The organism is Candidatus Gullanella endobia, assembly GCF_900048035.1.
Taxonomy (GTDB): domain Bacteria; phylum Pseudomonadota; class Gammaproteobacteria; order Enterobacterales; family Enterobacteriaceae; genus Gullanella; species Gullanella endobia.
Map to the genome: position 1 here is coordinate 24954 of NZ_LN999832.1, position 20113 is coordinate 45066.

The window sequence follows — 20113 nt, forward strand, 5'->3', positions numbered from 1 at the left end:
TAGTAATGATACCTATTATCGCAATTATTGGGCGACAAAATGTAGGAAAATCCACTCTTTTTAATCAACTAACAAAAACTCGTGATGCATTAGTAGGAGATTTTTGTGGGTTGACGCGCGATCGAAAATATGGATATGCTAAATGGGATGGTTATGAATTTATTGTTATTGATACTGGTGGTATTAATAATAATAAAGGAGAAATAGAAACTCACATAATTAGTCAATCGTTAGTAGCAATTGAAGAAGCTGATATTATATTGTTTATGGTAGATGGAAGAACTGGATTAATAGCAGATGATGAAGTTATTGCTAAAAATTTACGCAATCGGGATAAAATTATAATTATTATCGTCAATAAAACTGACGGGATTAATATTGATAGTGCGGTAGGAGATTTTTATTCCTTAGGCATAAAAGAAATAATTCCTATTTCTGCTTCGCATGGGCGTGGTATTAATAGTATGTTAGAGAAAGTTTTTCTGTTACTGATTAATAATGATTTTATGGTAATAAAGGAAAAAAAAGAAACTGAATTACTTTCACTAAAAGAGAAAAATCAGAATCTTAATTATCAATCTTTACCTATAAAACTTGCGATCGTAGGACGTCCAAATGTAGGTAAATCTACGTTAATTAACCATGTTCTTGGTGAAGAACGTGTAATTGTCTATGATCTACCTGGTAGTACCCGGGATAGTATATATATTCAAAAAATGCGTGATGAGAAAGAATACATTCTGATAGATACTGTCGGTGTACGAAAGCGCGGCAGAGTTAAGGAAACTATAGAAAAATTTTCCGTTATAAAAACATTTCAAGCTATTAAAGATGCTAATGTTGTATTACTCCTCATCAATGCCTGTGAAGATATTTCTAACGAAGATTTATCACTACTAGGTTTTATTCTTAAAAGTGGCCGCTCACTAGTTATTGCGATCAATAAATGGGATGCTCTTTCAAATGAAACGCGTAAAAAAATGAAAGAAGCCTTGTATCATCGTCTTACGTTTATCAATTTTGTTCGTATCCATTTTATCTCAGCATTACATGGTAATGGTATCGGAAATCTCTTTAAATCGGTAAATGAAGCATATCAATGCGCAACTAAACGGATAAATGCAGCACTACTTACGCGCATTATGCATATGGCGGTAGACAAACATCAGTTACCATTAGTACGCGGGCGACATATAAAATTAAAATATGCTCATTCTGGTGGCTATAACCCTCCAACCATAGTAATCCATGGTAAACTGGTAAAAGATTTACCAGAAACCTATAAACGCTATCTAATAAACTATTTTCAACACTCGCTAGAAATCATAGGTACACCGATTCGTATCCGTTTCAACGAGACTGAAAGTTCATTTTCTAAGCGTTGAAATACCTTAATATTAACTCAAATACGTAAACACAAAACGATTTATAATAAAAATAAATAACTATAATTAAATATTAAACTATAAAATTTGCTAACAAGTTTACTAAAATAAAAACAATATTACTTATTATATTATCAGTGTAATAGCAATTATCCTTATGATTATCCACATCTCTATAAGAGTATTCTTTATTATTGAATAGTTGTTTTTTAAAAAACCGTTATTATCAGAGATAATTAATCAGATTTTTAAAATAATTAGATATACATCACTTGTTATTAAATTTCATTGCTGTACATTTAAAAGGTTTTTAGATTTTCTATCTTAACATTAAGCTAAATATCACTAAGTTAGTAAGATAAGATATTGTGTATATTCTACTATTACTTTAGTAGTAGAATATTAATAATTATTATCAATAAATATTCCTATAAGGAATAAATCATTATTGAAAAGTTGTTATTTTAGGCAGTATTACGCTAATATGCATATTAGCGTAATACTGGTTTTTCTATTTTTAGATCAGAAGAATATCTGAATATATAACTTGATAATCCAATTATGGATACTTTTCATTTAGACAAAAACTAATTTTATTAGGTTATTATAATATAGGAATAATTAGTATTATATAAAATAATATATTTAATACTGCTTTACTCTGAAAGATAAAAAATATTTATTAACATTAGATTAGATATTGATTATTTTTTTAAAAAAAAATCTTATACGATTTTCGTTTTTTAATGTTATCTGCTACTTTGATGGTAGTACTATGGCTCTTATAGAGATTAATAATCTATTAGTCAGCTATTTACTATCTACAAAACTATAGATATATTAATCTTTATAAATTAATGCTAATTGTATATTATTTTATATCTTTATTTCCTTCGATAATTATGATATAATAAGCACTATTTTTATGAAAAATAGTAAATTACTTTACTAATAAAGTAACAAGAAAGTATTGAAGATCAGTGATATTACAACCTTATTCATAATTTAATTGTATTAAATTGTATTTACACTATTTTTAAAAATAAAGGAATTATTCAAATATAATATCATCAATAATATCATCATATTAGATTACTACAATATTATGCTAAAAAATCTAGCTCTAATAGAAAAGATTATGAATAATATAATATTTAATATTAATTTAAAGATTTATTTATATTAGGTATTAATAATAAAGAGACCTTATCAATTATTTATTTTAATATTTTATATAGAAAGTTTAAAATTAATATATTTGTATTAATTAATATCGAAAAACAAAAAACTATAATAGAGATATAATAATTAAATTCTATCCAATAGAATAGAATAAAATGCACTAATAGCATAAATGATATGCTTGATATATCATTATCATGAATATAGTTATGCTGAGATAAGTTATCTTAAAGCAGCAAATTTATGAAATAACTAATATTTACGTTCAGAAAGAACATATGTATATATTATAGATTATTATATAATATAGTATTATAAAATGAAATATAATCTCATCTGCATTAGAATATCTACTTAATCGCTTAGTAAGGATGTTATTATTTTTTGTAAAAGAATTAATTCTAGTGGAATATATTCGAATTAACAGAATTTATATTCTCACTATTTTTGTGCTTTCCTGAAGTAATTTTTCTATTTATTAAGATACTTTTCTCGCTTATAGGAACTTAAGAAATTTTATGTTCTTTAGATTATCATATGCTATGATTCTGTATCGATTGAAAAATCTTATTGATATGAATAAATAAATAATAATAAAACGAATTATTTCTTTAAAAAATTACTAGACGTCCGATGTTTAAATCTATAAAATAAAAACTATAATTTTTATTATAGTGCCCGTAGCTCAGTTGGATAGAGCGCTGCTCTCCGGAGGCAGAGGTCTCAGGTTCGAATCCTGTCGGGTGCAATATTATATTTTAAAAAAAATGAATTAAATTTAGTATTAAATTGCAATAAATAATTAGTAATGGTGATTGTAGCTCAGTTGGTAGAGCCCTGGATTGTGATTCCAGTTGTCGTGGGTTCGAGTCCCATCAATCACCCCATTAGTGATTATGCGAAGATGGCGGAATTGGTAGACGCGCTAGCTTCAGGTGTTAGTGTCTTAATAGACATGAGGGTTCAATTCCCTCTCTTCGCACAAAATTCTTGATTTCAACACTATCTTTTTTTGAAATCCAGTATGAGTTGTTCTTATAATGGATTGTATAAATATATATTTCGGCGAGTGGCGCAGCTTGGTAGCGCAACTGGTTTGGGACCAGTGGGTCGGAGGTTCAAATCCTCTCTCGCCGATTTTTTCATAAAACCGTTTGTTATTAACAGTTTTTAAAATTTTCTAAAATAGATAGCAAACGATTATAAATTTTGTTTTTTATAAAAATCCTATAATATTATAGGTTAGTTTTTTATTACTTTTCTTTCTAGTCTTTAGACTAGCAAGATCGTTAAATTTTAAATTAACGTGTTGGAATATATTATTACTCCATGTAATTTTACTTTCTATCAAAGAGCATAATTATTTATTTAGATAGTAGCATCATAGAAAATCAGAATAAAATCCTTTATCTATACTATAGATTGGCAAAGTGAATTTCAAAAGTGTTCCAATAGTAATTACATTTTAGTTCTATTTATGATCGAGATGATATATAGATGCTAGAGCGTTGTTCTTACTTAATTACCATCAATTTATTTTATAAGTCTTCCAGATTGGAGTTCTTTTTATCTTTATGCTAGTTCTGCGTTAAATTTTATCCCCTTTTAAAAAAAAGTTAAGGTATTATAGTTACTAGCCTTGTGTTTTTTAGATTTACTATGAGTTTAAAGCTCATAGCTTGATTTACTATTATTGAACAGAAAATTTTTTTAAATTTATAAGAAATGTAGAACTTAATATCAAATCACTAAAGAAGAAATTATCACTAAGAGTAACAGTAGTGTTATAAAGTATATCTTAATAGGATACGTAGATAAAAATCATATTTATTTAATGTTATCATATAAGTGAACACTTATATCTCGATTTTTAAAAGAGATATTGGAGATGAAACATGTCAATTTAGTAATACACTAATACTTTATTAACTCAATAATATTAATATTATCTAATTAGTATGATATTTAAACGAATCATATTATAGTATGATAAAATCATTTAGATCTGACTGTTTTGACCTTTTATAACTAAATTAGTGAATTAAGTTACTACGATTGAGTTTTTATATCTCTGAGATTATAATATTTATTGCTGTGAAAATTATTTACGATTAAATAAGACAGAACATAACTAATTAGTATTCCGATATAAATTTAATATATTAATTATTATAGTAGAATAATAAAAGTATTATATTATTCATAATACTCAAATAATATATAAAACTTTAGCTTAGTTAAGAAAAATAATAATACCTTTGTCGAATAAAACAATAACATCGATAGAATACTATATAAAATTTTTTATAATATCCTTGATAAATAATTTTTATCCTAATTATGCTAATCTTATCCCCTTTAAACATAAGTAATATTGTAGTAATCTACTATATATATCTTATACCTAATAAAAATTAGGTAAAGAATATCTTAAATAACTATTATTTATTAATTTATTTAATATTATTTACCAAAAATCCTGTATTGATTACTATGAAGCTGGATTTCAACGTGAATATATAATCTATTTAACCTTATTGTATTTCTATGATCTAACACTTCCTGGTTATTTATAAAGCACTATATGCTACATATCATTTTTTATACTTCTGATGAAAATCAGCAATCTAGTTTGATGATATTATCCAATAAGCTAATTAACTAGTAATAATAAACAACAGCGAATAATTAACCATTTACGTTTTCTATGAAAAGTACTTCTTTAATCGGACAGAATACTAATTCTGATCTCGATATTTAAGTATATTATCAGTACTAATTTAATTAGGAGAAACGCATTCAACTGAAATGCAAATATTGTTTAGTTAAGCAGTGTACAAAGATGCAAATTTATCATAATTTTATTTAATTTATCAGCTTAAATAATTTCAGTATTAGTACTAATTTTTAGTATTTCGGTATACTAATCTGAAACTATATATAGATTTTAAAATAATTTAAAGTAAATACCTCTTATTAATACATATATTTCATTGAATTTATTATAACTTTATCTAATATTAATCTATATTTCTATATAAATACATAAAAATAAAATAGCATATTTTATTTTAATAAATTGAATGCATTTAATTTTAACTAGCAATAAAATCACTTTTTAGGTAAAATTAATTATTTTATACAATTCATGGAATAAAATATAAAATTTTTATTTTAAAGGAAAATAAGTAATAATAGAATTATTGAAATTTTTATTTGAAAATAAATCAAGATATTTTCCTACCGGAAAAGCGAATAAATATGCTGTTATAGGTAATATTATTGATTTAAGCTTATTCATATTCAATTAAAAGATAGTTTCTAAATATATCGATTTATATTTATGCTAGTGTTTAATAAAATTCAGTGTGGTTCAAAGCAGTTCAAGTAATAGAAAAGATTTATTTTTTAAACGCCTTATTATTTTAATAAAGAAATTAGAAAACAAAATATAATTATATATCGCAGTATCTAATAATAAGCTATACGAGCTATCTATCTGGATAAATTTACTAGCGAAGATATTATCTAGTTCTTTTTTAGAATATTGTCGATGACAACAGTTTTAGTATTTATAATTTCGTGGAAATTTATTTTTATTAGAAAAGCAATTAAAAACTAATATTCGATTTCAGTCAATATCTAAAAATAGAGTATCTTAACTAAGATAAAATATATGTAATAGCTAATTTATATATTATAGAGTAACTTCTACTAATCTTGCTGTTTTAGTGTGTAACTTGTTAGTAATAATTGATATTATTTTTTCAAATAATAATTATAAAAACTAAGATAGATAAATGATAGGTAATAACTGAAATAAAAGAAAAATTATGTTTTTTAAAGCATTAAAATTAATATTGCTGCTACTTTAGCTATGGCCTAAAAGACTCCCTTTATTTTACTACCGGATAAAATGAATAGAAGTGAGTAGAAGCATTAAATGCTATTATTCTATATCGATAGATATAGCAATACGTTACTATTAGTTATTCACAAAATAAGGTGTACAGTTATTTTAAATATATATCTTAGTAATAATATAAATTATTACTAAGATATAAGATATTTGCTTTTACCAACATAATTTAATTCTTATCTAATCAGAATTGCTGTAAAATTTTTAATTAATTAATAGCAACATAATCAGATTTCTAACCTTAATCTGAATTTAAGCTATCATATTTTAGCATTTATAGCAATGAAATAATACAATACGTTACTGATATAATCTATTTGCTCGTTTTATTCGAATAAAGAGCATAGATAAATAAAATAATACCTTTTACTAAAAAAGATATACATAATATTAGCTGTTGTAGAAAATAATTTAGTAAACGTCAATATAAGTGAGATAGATTTTAATGCACAAGAAATGCTATTTTTATAATGGTTAAGGTTAAATATATCTTTTACAAAAAAGAAGACCATATTTTATGATATAGTATCTATATATAATCGCTATACATAGTATGTATTATCTTCCTGTTATTACGTTTTGATCAGTATAAGAGAACTATGAATCTTTTTCAAAAAATAATATGAATTTATTTAAGTATTAAGATATAGGTATATTTGTTTCCAAATTTATAAACGTGATTAAGGAAAATTTATAGCAGTAGTATAAGTTTTCACAGTCGATGTTAAAATCTCCTAAGGTAAGTTATAAGAGTAGATACAAGTGGAACTTATTGGTAATAGACTGCTATTAGTTGGTAAAGATTAGATGAATCACTACATATGATAGTAGTAAAGCTGTATTTGTAATAGGTTTATTCATCTATGAAGTGCACTAGCGAGTATGTAGATAAAATATAAACGTTGGATAATAAATAATTTCTATAATGCATACTTATGCAACTAATTTTTATTTATAATACTGAATTGTAAAGTAGATGGTAGTGATCACGTTCAGTATTTATCTACCTGTGACTGCTAGAATAGTGGTTAAAACATTAATACATCCATATTTAGTATAGCTTTTGAAAATAAAAAAATTATATTAAAGCTATATGTAAGCAGAAATAAACTATTCAGATCTATTACCTTGACTAAATAACTCTTATTTTAGTAAAATTAATATTTTTAACTCTTTATGCCTCATAAATATTTACGTTAAATTTATTATAGTATACTATCTAGTAGATAAGTGCTCTCTTGAAGTACTAATACTTATTTATTATCGATAAACAGCATGTTTATAATTGGATTAAGACAATGTTATTATAATGATTAGCTACTCTATTACTAGAGTACTAGAATATTTAGTCAGCCGATTATAGTTAATATAAAAATCTCTCTTTTAATTATAGATAAACTTTTTATTATATGATCTAGCGTTAAAATTAGCTAGAGATTAATTAAATATATTTAATAGCTTATAAACTATATCTTTAGAGATAAAATTATGCTAATTTAGTACTGTTAATTTTTATATAACGAAACGTTTTAAACTAATTGATGAAAACTGATGTACTATATGAAAATCTAGTATGTAGTTTTTCTGTTCTTTTCTTTTCTATGGCTAGCATATTTAAAATAATATAGATACAGATAAAGTTAGATAAAGGAAAATAAGAAAAAACTGGAATTTATCCTACTACTATTACCTGGTTAACACAATTGTTAATTGGCGCTATTACATCTAATAATGTAATGTTTATTATAAATAGCAGGTATTATATTCCATGTGAAATTTTAAAAAAAAATCTTCGAATATAATATAAATAAAGATTATTAATCTTTATTTATATTAATAAACTATGTTATTTATTAAATACATATCAGGTTTAATTAATGGTTTTCATATAGTTCATAGGATCTATAGTCACAACAATTTGAATACCACTCAAATCTAATCACTTTAATTTTACTATTTATCTTATTAATACTGAAATATTCAGTCTTAATAAGATAAATAGGAAAAACCAATATATTTATCATCTTTTAATTACTTTATGTATTAATTAATAATATTGATAATATTCTATATGTTTATACGTTAAATTAATTAAAGTACTTTTATTAAATATACTAAATCTATACTACTATAGTAGTTCTTTAAAAAAAGAACTATCGGTTATCAAATACAAACTAGCTATTTCTAACAATTGTCAATATTACTTATCTCTTAAGACCTAAGAGTTTATCGAGTAATTTTAATTATACTTTATACTAACTATAACAATTGAGCTAACATCATATCAAGATATGTATCTTCTAAAAGAGGTGAAGCTAAATGTAGTACTAAAAATTACTTTTACATTGTAACTATTATAAAAATAAATTTTTATTAATACTTTTTATTAGAGATATGGTTTACTAGATCAATAATCACGAGGTTAATTTTATCAGCGATATTGATAAATATTACATTTTAGGTAAACTATGGACGCTTCTAACTTTCTCAATAAACTAAACGACAGGCAACGAGAAGCTGTAGAGGCACCGCGTGGCAATTTATTAGTACTAGCTGGCGCAGGAAGCGGAAAAACACGAGTATTAGTATACCGAATTGCTTGGCTTCTTGCAGTAGAAAATTGCTCGCCTTATTCAGTAATGGCGGTAACTTTTACTAATAAAGCGGCAACAGAGATGCGACACCGTATCGAAAATCTAGTAGATACTAGTCAGGTTGGTATGTGGATCGGAACCTTCCATGGACTTGCCTATCGCTTGCTTCGTGCTCATTATCAAGATGTTTTCTTACCACAAGATTTTCAGATCCTCGATAACGAGGATCAATTACGCTTGTTAAAACGCCTTATTCGAACTATGAATCTTGATGAAAAGCAGTGGTCACCACACCAAGCGATATTTTACATTAATAATAAAAAAGATCAAGGTTTACGTCCGCAATATATAGAAACTTTCGGTAATCCGATTGAAAAAAATTGGCAACATATCTATCAAGTTTATCAGGAAACTTGCGATCGTGCAGGGCTAGTAGATTTTTCTGAACTTCTTCTACGTGCCTACGAGCTTTGGCTTAACAAGCCGTATATTTTACAACAATACCGAGAACGTTTTGCCAATATCCTTGTAGATGAATTTCAAGATACCAATCAAATTCAATATGCCTGGATCCGTATGTTAACTGGTAATCACGGCAACCTGATGATTGTTGGTGATGATGACCAGTCGATTTATGGCTGGCGCGGAGCGAAGGTAGAAAATATTAAACGTTTTCTAAAGGATTTTCCTGATGCACACCGTATTCGACTAGAGCAAAACTATCGTTCAAGCAAAAATATTTTGCAAGCAGCTAATGCTCTTATCGCTAATAATGGCGGTCGTCTTGGTAAAAATCTTTGGACAAAGAGTGCTAAAGGTGAAAAAATTACCCTTTACTGTGCTTCTAACGAATTAGATGAGGCAAGATTCGTAGCAAATCGTATAAAGAAAAATCATAAGATAGGTATAGCTCTTAAAGACTGCGCTATTTTGTATCGTAGTAACGCTCAGTCTCGTGTCTTAGAAGAAGTGCTAATACAAATGAAGTTACCTTATCAGATTTATAGCGGCACTCGTTTTTTTGAACGTCAGGAAATTAAAGATACGTTAGCCTATTTACGTCTTATTGCTAACAATAATGATGACGCTGCTTATGAACGGATCATCAATACGCCAGTGCGTGGTCTTGGTGATCGAACCTTAGATCTCGTTCGTCAGATAGCAAAAGACCGGAAATTAACGTTATGGCAGTCTAGTCTTATTCTAATTGAAGAACACATATTAACCAATCGTGCTGAAACTGCACTAAAGTCGTTTTTGTGGTTAATTAATTCGCTAACAAAAGAAATAGCAGAGTTGCCATTACACGTGCAAACCGATCGAGTAATCAAAAACTCAGGTCTTTGGAATATGTATAAGCAAGAAATAGGTGAAAAAGGCCAGATACGTATCGAGAACTTAAAAGAACTTATTATTGCTACTCGCCAATTTAACTATAATAATAATGAAGATCATGATTTTTTACCATTACAAGCATTTCTATCTTACGCTACTCTAGAAGCTAGTGAGGGTAAAACTGACTCTTACCAAGACGCAGTACAATTAATGACGCTGCATTCTGCTAAAGGTCTAGAATTCCCTCAAGTATTCATTGTCGGTATGGAAGAAGGCATGTTTCCTAGCCAAATGTCATTAGATGAAGGTAGACGTTTAGAAGAAGAGCGACGTTTAGCGTATGTTGGTATTACTCGCGCAATGAACAAGCTAACAATTACTTATTCAGAGACTCGACGGTTATATGGAAAAAAAGAAGCTTATCACCTACCGTCTCGTTTTGTTAGCGAATTGCCTTTATCGTGCTTAGAAGAAGTACGACTACGTTCCTGCATAGCTCGTCCGGTCAGACAAAAACCTATTAGTACTTTCTTAGGTGAAAGTAATAGTTGTTTTTCTCTTGGTCAAAGGGTACGTCATCCGAAATTTGGTGAAGGTACAGTTATTAATTTGGAAGGCAGTGGCGAACATAGTCGTCTGAAAATCTTTTTTCAAAGAGAAGGTGTAAAATGGTTGGTTACAGCTTATGCTCGCTTAGAAATCGTTTGATCTAATGTAGATTATTATATATATAGAAAATGGATAAACAATTTTCTTAATAAATTATTTATATCTTGATAAAGATATAAATAATTCTTATATAAAAGATAATTACTATTTGGATATAATCCGTTTAAATATTAATTCAATAATTTTTATCAAGTAAATTTACTAGTTGAGCTAATTATAACGTTAGTTGTCTAAGTAATTTTTAGCTATCTACTTATCAAGTATAAGTACAAAATAAAATCTTTGATAATCTGAAACTTAATATCTATGTTCCTATAATCTAATGCGTTGCTGTTTATTACCGTAAAAATAAAAGTACATGTACGTGTTCTTAATTACTCTCTGCTCGAGACTGAACAGTCAGTATTTCGATTATATAAAATGAGCATTCATATTTAAATAATAATTAAAATAAAAATCTAGATAATAAAATAAAATATTTATAGTAATTTATAGACATTAGATTTAATTATTCTAAATATATATTAGAATAATAATCATTATAACATAATTCTATGCTTATTAAGATTAATAATATAACTTAAAGAACTAAATTTTATCTATTAGATATCAAGAAAATAAAGTATATTTGTTAGGGACAACTAAATAGTTCTAGAGATTCTTATATAATATCAACTCATTTCTATATCGTATAGATTCTTATTTTATAAAAACATCTCCTAATATAATTAGGAATGAGTTATTATTAATAATAAGCTTTATTAATATCAAACAAAATTTTAATATCAAAATATTTTCAGTAATCTTAGTTATTTTCCCTTTGTTGATTTTAGTTGTTTTAGACTATGATATAAACTTTATAATTTATGCTTAATTTAGATAGTATTTAGCTATCTAGACATAATTCTGCTAATTATTTTTTAGTTATTCTAATATTAATTTTATATTTCAAATACAAAATTAACTCTATGTATTATTAATGAAAGTAACGATAATAATGGTCAGTTAATATAATTCTATTCTAGATTTAGAGTATTTATTTCTATTATGAAATTTTTATTATTTGATCTTAAATAGATAGTTTACCAGAGTTTTCTTTGCTATTAGATAGGTTTTATAATGAAAGATTTATAATAAGCTTTATGATATAAAATATTTTTACTCTGAAATAATAGTATAATAATTTCTTTATATTTTACCAGTTAGTAAAAACTATCTTTTTATTTCTATATTATAAATTTTAATAAATAGATAATAATAGCTACGATTTATAAAATAACAGAAAAAAAGACAAAAGTGACTTTCTAATTAAATTTAGAATTTTAGTTAAAGTTTTAAATTTAAAGAAATGATTTTTATAGGTAAATTTTATTTTAAATGTTCGTAATGATATTAATTTACTATCGAAGCATCGTTGTCTTTTCGAAAGACTTACTTATGAACCATAACTTTTTCATTATCTAGATGTAAATTACGATTTTCTAGGTTAAAAACACTGCATAATTTTAGATATTAGGTTTTTCTTTTAATCTAATAGGCGCTTAGATTTTATTTCACGAATCTAAATTCTTCATATATAACTTATAGAAAATAATGATAACCATCATAAATTTATACATTATGATAAGTTTGATAATCAATAAATATTGATATAATTTGCATAATTTTAGCTATAAATAATTCTGCGTATTTGTTATAAAAATAAAATTAAATAAGATATTTAAGCTAAAATAATCTGGCATAAACAATAGAAAAATTGGATTTCTGAATAATATTTCAATTATCAGTAATTTCGGTTAGACTAATAAATTATTATTTATACTATATTAAGTACTTCGGATAAAAATCTTATACGGATAAAACGCATTGCATTCTACTCATGATATTATATCATTCGGATAAATTAAGTACTATTTTATAACTTTATATATGATACTAATTACTAGTATAGAGACACTTTTCTAATACAATTAAACGATTCTTTTACTTAACTAATTTAATGCATTTTTATAAAATTGTGATATCAGAAAAGCCATCTGTTATGCAGATATGAAAACACTCTATATTCAAATTTAAAAAAGTATTTTTAACATGACGATTTATAATTTGTAATATAGAAAAAATCTATTTTAAAAAAAAGGAATTAGTAATTCCTGATTCAGGTTTTATACTTTATGTTAAAATTGAGTATATAATATACTCAATTTACAAAAAATCTAGAATACTAAATACTAACTATAATAGCATAATTAAATTAATAAAGCTTTTATAAAAACTTTCACTTAATTAATCTTACTATTATAGTATCAGAGTTTTTATATAAGCAACAAATAATCTAATCCCAAACCGATATTTACTATGAATAAATTAGTGAATACTGTTACTAATGTTATAAAAAATTATGCTTAAATGCTTTTAAGTATTGGAGAAATAGTATAGCCTTTAAATAAATTAAAATATTGTAACAAAAAAGCGATATAGAAAAACATAATATTCTCAGAGAGATATTGTTTCAACAAGTAAAACTATGAAAAATAAAATATGTGAGAAAAAGAAGTGAAAACTAGCTGTTAATAACAGCGCTATTATTATTTTTTAAATAATGATAATACACTATATTTTAATTAAGATATTTAATAAGCAAGGTAAACTTAGTAAGTTACTTATTTAAGTCTATTTATAAAAAACAAATAGATAAATTATTAATGCTTCTATTCTAAAATAGAAAGAAAAAATAAACATCATTTCTGATAATAGCTTTAAAAATCGAATAATTTTACTTTCAGTATTTCACCTATTTTATATGTTATAAAATAGGTGTATTTTGTTGGCTTTTTATAATAAAAGTATTTATAATAATTTGTTCCTTTTTACAGTAGGAAAGTTAAAAAATGAAAAATGTTGGTTTTATTGGCTGGCGTGGCATGGTTGGTTCGGTGTTAATGAGACGTATGATCGAAGAGTGTGATTTTGATAATATCAATCCAATATTTTTTTCTACTTCTCAGTATGGTCAACCAGCTCCGATGGTAAATGGTCAGCATAGTGTACTGCAAGATGCACGAAATCTAGCAGTACTTAGTACATTAGAGATTATTGTAACCTGTCAAGGAAGCAATTTTACTGATGAAATTTACCCTCAGTTGCGTAAAATCGGCTGGCAAGGCTATTGGATTGATGCAGCATCTTCGCTACGTATGCGTGAAGACGCAATTATTATTCTAGATCCTGTTAATCAAACTGTAATACAGAGAGGATTAGATTCTGGGATCAAAACTTTTGTCGGTGGTAATTGTACTGTAAGCTTGATGCTGATGTCTCTAGGTGGTCTATTTACTCAGAATTTAGTAGAATGGGTCTCAGTAGCTAGCTATCAGGCAGCGTCTGGTGCTGGTGCTCGCCATATGCGAGAACTTCTAATGCAGATGGGGCAATTGCATGGCGCAGTAGCTCAACTATTGAAAGATTCAACTTCAGATATTTTAGATATCGAGCATCGAGTTACTGAATTAGCTCGAAGTTGTACTTTGCCAATAAATAATTTTAGCGTACCGTTAGCCGGTAGTCTTATCCCTTGGATTGATAAGCAAATGGAAAATGGTCAAAGTCGTGAAGAATGGAAAGGTCAAGCTGAAACTAATAAAATCCTTGGTACTTGCCAACCAATATTAGTAGATGGGCTTTGCGTGCGCGTAGGTGCTTTGCGTTGTCATGGTCAGGCATTTACATTAAAGTTAAAAAAAGATATTCCATTGGCGGAAATTGAACAATTGATTACTATCCATAATGATTGGGTAACAGTAATACCTAACGATCGTGAATTATCAATGCAAGAATTGACACCAATAGCAGTAACTGGTACGCTGAAAACTCCAGTTGGTCGCTTACGGAAACTAAATATGGGTCCGAAGTATCTTTCAGCTTTTAGTGTCGGCGACCAGTTATTATGGGGTGCTGCTGAGCCTCTTCGCCGTATGCTACGTCAACTATTATATTAAATCACTTCAAACTATTAATTTATGTGCGCTATTTTTAATTGTAGTATTATTTTCATTTAGTGTTATCAATATTTAATATTATCAATTTCTTGAAGGCTTAAGAAAAGAAAGAAAGCAGTCTATTATCTGTCCTGTTATAGAAAATAAAAAATAAAATAAAGATCATTGATTAATTTTTTATATTATATTTATTACTAATAGATTTGTTTATTTAACAGAAGTTTATTAAGAATAATTTAACTTATTTGAATACATATGTAGATGTTTATTCATTATATATACGTAGCATATTTTATACCTATTAAGTATTAATAGTAAGAGTGATTACCATGCTGATGTTCAGTGATATCAAATACGCCATTTAATTCAGGAAAATTTTTCAGTAATTCTTTTTCAATTCCTTCTTTGAGAGTATAATCTCTCATTGAACAACCATTACATCTACCGCTAAACTGCAAAATAGCAAGCATATCGTTTGTAATTTCTATTAGTTCTACCTTTCCGCTATGACTGGCTAAAGTTGGGTTAATTTGAGATTTTATAAAATATTCTACACGTTCAATAAGTGGTGCACTATTGCTTACTTTATGTATTTTGGCGTTAGGTGCTTTGAGTGTTAGTTGTGAACTAAGTTTATCCGTAACAAAATCAATTTCCATATCCTGTAAATATGGAAAAGAAAATTCATCTATATAGACAGAGATATTACCGAATTTTAATTCTATGTCATTAAATTCCACAGAATCTGGCGAGCAATACAAGATACAGCATTCTGCATTAGGTGTGCCAGGATTAATAACGCAAATACGAATCTGTGTACCAGGTTTCTGATTAGATAATAATTTGGCAATATATTCCTTAGCAAGATTAGTAATAAAAATCATAAATTCACTCAATAATTTAAAAAATTATTTTATATAGTCCGCATACTTTTATATTTCACTATAAAGAATAACAGATATTAAAACAATATAAAGTTAATCTTTAAAGCTTTTATTATATATATTAATTATACTATCTTCTAGTGTTATTAATTTAATTAATATATCAGCGAAGAATAAAAACGTAATAAGATTATATTAATAATCGCGAAAAAACTTTTAAATTTGTCAAGGATAGCAATAAACAGTACGTTAGAATTTAAGCTATAACTTATTTTATTTACAAATTCTATATTATTAAATAATAAACATAAAAACTTGTTAAGTAATATTACTTAACTTTAAGAATAACAAGAACTACTATAAGTAGTATACATAAAATTACTCTAGGATTTCATCTATATAATATAATTATTTAATATGAAAACGCTTGAAAAGTATAATAATATCAAGATAAGCACTACTTGAATAGTACAATACTAATATATCTAGCTATATTAAATGAGATTATATTAATATATTAATACTGTTGAATTATGATGACTTGCGAAAATTGTTAAATCGGCTTAATATAGTACTATTATACTTATTTGAATATTTGGATAACATGGTATTATGTATACAGCATTAATAACAGATAAATTGATCTCTATTACTGAGCATGTCTTATTTTATTTTTAATAAAATGTATATAATATTTACTTCTTCTCTGTTTAATATGAATTTTAAAACCGTTTTCACTTAATAAGAAATTCAGTTATACTGAAGAAAGCAGAAAGCAGAAAGCAGAAAGTGAATAGATTTATTTTAATGCTAATAATCGATAAAGATTTTTAACTAATAAAAATATAGCATATAATAAAATTACTTTATCTTTTCTGATTTTCTAATATTAAATAAGTATATTATTATAATTAGGTAAATTTTACCTTATTTTTATTTTATAAATTCAAAAATTATAATTAGTATCTAATGATAATTTCTAGTCTTAAATACTTAACATATCATATAAATTGAAGTGATTTTATATAAAGAACTATAACAGTATGAAATGTCAATAGAATTGTATTAATGATAATAAAACAGACAAGCTGTATCTCATTGTTTTTTCAAAAAAATAAGTGTATATAAATAAAGTAACATCTATTATAAATAACTAAAAAGTTCTCTTATTTATAGCTAATTTTCGAAGAAATAATAAATCTATTTATAATTAACAATATAGATGTAGACATAATATCTTTAAATAACCAAGTCGTTAAAATAATTCTTGTTTCTGACCGTTTTCTATTAATGTCATACTAATTTTATTTACCACTTTATCTTTTGGTTGAGTACCTTCGATAAAATATTCCAATCGACTATTATTATCACCATTAGATAACTTACCACTACTCTTATTAAGAGTAAGAGTAACGATTCCTGATGGTGGATCCTATTTTTCTTCAGAGATGCTTTCTAGTGTAACCTTCATGTATTCATCCCAGATAGGCTGGACGCTTTTAGCGCCGCTTTCAATACCTGAAATTTGATCACTAATAACACCAGAGTTTGTACTTCTTCCTAAATTCTGACGGTAATCATCAAATCCTATCCACACCGTAGTGATAATGCCAGGTCCATAACCGGAAGAACCAGGCATCTTTAGAGTCGTTTGTAGTTCTAATTTTATCACCGATATCACGATAATTTAAATCTCGTGAGAGCGCGCCAACCAGTATCTATCCAGCCATATTCTCCAAAAAATATTGCTATTTAAAGCGTCGCGCATTAAAAACGACAACGGTGTAATAATCACGTGAAGAGCATAAATGTTTTTACTATCTGTTATAATTTGTTCTGGTAACATGTATTTTAATTGCGGTATGATCATAGAATTTTTAGTTCCAGTTTGGCAAAACATAGTCATTTTTTTAAAAACTGTTATTAGATTTCAATCTATTGCTATAGATAATCGGTAGATTACAGCTACTGAATACTACTTTAGGTTTAGCGGTAAATAGAACTTAATCATTATTATCGGTAATTTTAATAATAAGATATGGATCGATAAGATAACTGCCATTAGTCAACACTGCATAACTCCGAACCAGTTTCAATGGAGTAAAAGATACAGATTTTAACGCTAGAGATTCTAGTATGAATAATATTTTTCTCTGGAAAACCAAAATGTTTCAGATATTTTGCGGCATAATCCACTCTTATCGCGCGTATAGCGCGAACCATTACTACGTTTTTCGATTGCTAAAACCCTTTCGTAAACGAATCAGACCAGCATAACTTGGTAGTGAATTACAGGGGCGCCAGTCGATATTGTTACCATAATCCCAAAGGGAAATAGGAGCATCATTAAGAATAGTTGAAAGCGTTAAGCCTTTATCCAATACGGAAGCATATAAGAACGGCTTGATATTAAAATCTACTTGAAGAAAAGCTTGAGTGATACGATTGAATTTGCTTTGATTAAAATCAAAATTACCAACTAAAGCTTTTACTGCACCATCTCTCGGATCCAACGAAACTAACGCTGAATTAACATCAGGTACTTGAGAGAGCGACTAACCATTATCTGTTTTACTCACCCAAATTTTTTGTCTAATCTGAAGGAAATCAGTGACTTTTTTTGGTATCTGACCCTGCTTTGTATCGCTTTTGAACGGCCGAGCCCAAAGCATACCTGCTAATAATAATGATACGCTACTACCATGAACCATCATAGCTACCGTGTAGTCGACGCTAGTTTCAGTAATTACTGCTACATGTAATGGACCATAAGCTGGTATAGATTTTAATCTATTACAAATATGTTGTGTATCCCATGGTAATTCTCCTGATTCCAAAAATACACTGCTCGGACCACGATAACCATGACGTATATCATAAGATAATATATTATTACGAACTATATTCTGTGCTGCTTGTTGTAGCGGTTTAGTAAAAATAGTTTTATACACCTTAAAACTTCTGGTATAAGTATCTTTTCCGTAGCGTTTGATCATATCTTGTCGTACCATTTCTGCTATATAAGGTGCGGAAAAATTATTTTCTAATGCGCGATAATAAGCTACTAACCTCATATTTTGTGCTTTTTCGTATTTATCTTGAGTAATATATTTTTCATTTCGCATACGTGCTAGTACGGTATTGCGCCGTGTTAATGCTCGTTTAGGAGAATAGAGTGGATTAAAAGTAGAAGGGGCTTTTGGCAACCCAGCAATCATAACAATTTCGTTTAACGTGAGCTGGCTAATATGCTTTCCAAAATAAACCTGTGCTGCTGCACCTACACCATATGCGTGATAGCCTAGGTATATTTTATTTAAGTAAAGCTCTAAAATTTCATTTTTGTTAACAATTTTTCGATCAGAACAGCTAAAAAAAACTTCTTTAATTTTTTGAATAAGTATTCTTTCTGGGCTAAGGAAAAAATTTCGGGCTAACTGTTGAGTAACAGTACTTGCACCTTGAGAAACATAGCCAGAAATTAAAGCAACAGAAATTGCTCTTAAAATTCCTACAGGATCTATACCATGATGCTCGTAAAATCGACCATCTTCGATGGCAATAAAAGCATGAACTAGTTCTAATGGTATCTGATTAAACCGGAGAGGAATACGACGTTTTTCACCATACTGAGCGATAAGCTCACCATTTGCTGAAAAAATCTGCATTGGATTTTGTAATTGGATGTCCTTCAGTGTTGATACATTGAGCAAGTAAGGCATAATGTAATAATACATGCCATATATCGATTCGGTTCCAAATAAAATAAAATATACTAAAAGGATACATAAATATTTAATAAACTTCACCTAAAGATTTCTATTTTTGTCATTTAGATAGTTTAAAAACACTAATACAAAAGATTAACTTTATTATTAAATAAGTTATTTAAACCTCAAAAATCATAGTTTTTATTATCGGTAGATCAGTTATAGAAAAAGAACTTGATACTTTATATGCATTATTATCATCATATGATAATAATGTATTGTACTATTTCATTTAATGGTTATTTTATGTATTTATAGTAGTAAATTAATTAATTAATTACTATATAATAGTTATTATCGAGATACTGTTGCTATTAGCATTAAAAATTATTAATACTTTTTGTCTAATTTTCCTAATTTAGTTAACGATCTGTCTA

4 protein-coding genes, 4 tRNA genes and 1 pseudogene are annotated in these 20113 nt (G+C 26.9%); 7 read left to right on the top strand and 2 right to left on the bottom strand.

The features are described 5' to 3' along the window. The first annotated feature begins 5 nt into the window (after positions 1–5). The 7 genes from der to asd all read left to right on the top strand — a co-directional run bounded on the left by der (position 6) and on the right by asd (position 15082). Positions 6–1385: a ribosome biogenesis GTPase Der gene (der, locus tag FVIR_RS00085; RefSeq protein ID WP_070097233.1), complete on the top strand. Its 1380-nt coding sequence runs from the start codon at positions 6–8 to the stop codon at positions 1383–1385. Between the two features lie 1856 nt (positions 1386–3241). Beyond that, a tRNA-Arg gene (locus FVIR_RS00090) sits at positions 3242–3315 on the top strand. Positions 3316–3378: 63 nt separating this feature from the next. Next, positions 3379–3454 (top strand) — tRNA-His (locus FVIR_RS00095). Positions 3455–3465: 11 nt separating this feature from the next. Continuing rightward, positions 3466–3549, top strand: a tRNA-Leu gene (locus tag FVIR_RS00100). Positions 3550–3630: 81 nt separating this feature from the next. Beyond that, positions 3631–3704 (top strand) — tRNA-Pro (locus tag FVIR_RS00105). A gap of 5250 nt (positions 3705–8954) precedes the next feature. Next, a complete protein-coding gene (uvrD, locus tag FVIR_RS00110) occupies positions 8955–11123 on the top strand; it encodes a DNA helicase II (RefSeq protein WP_067497356.1) in 2169 nt (722 codons plus the stop codon). Between the two features lie 2852 nt (positions 11124–13975). Beyond that, on the top strand, positions 13976–15082 hold the full coding sequence (gene asd / locus FVIR_RS00115; RefSeq protein WP_067497358.1) for an aspartate-semialdehyde dehydrogenase: 1107 nt from the start codon (positions 13976–13978) through the stop codon (positions 15080–15082). Positions 15083–15390: 308 nt separating this feature from the next. On the opposite strand, the gene nfuA is transcribed toward asd, so the two are convergent. Together nfuA and mrcA are read right to left on the bottom strand one after the other, a co-directional pair. Next, on the bottom strand, positions 15391–15966 hold the full coding sequence (nfuA, locus tag FVIR_RS00120; RefSeq protein ID WP_067497361.1) for a Fe-S biogenesis protein NfuA: 576 nt from the start codon (positions 15964–15966) through the stop codon (positions 15391–15393). 1255 nt (positions 15967–17221) lie between these two features. Further along, positions 17222–19775: pseudogene (gene mrcA, locus FVIR_RS00125) on the bottom strand (peptidoglycan glycosyltransferase/peptidoglycan DD-transpeptidase MrcA). Positions 19776–20113 lie beyond the last annotated feature (338 nt).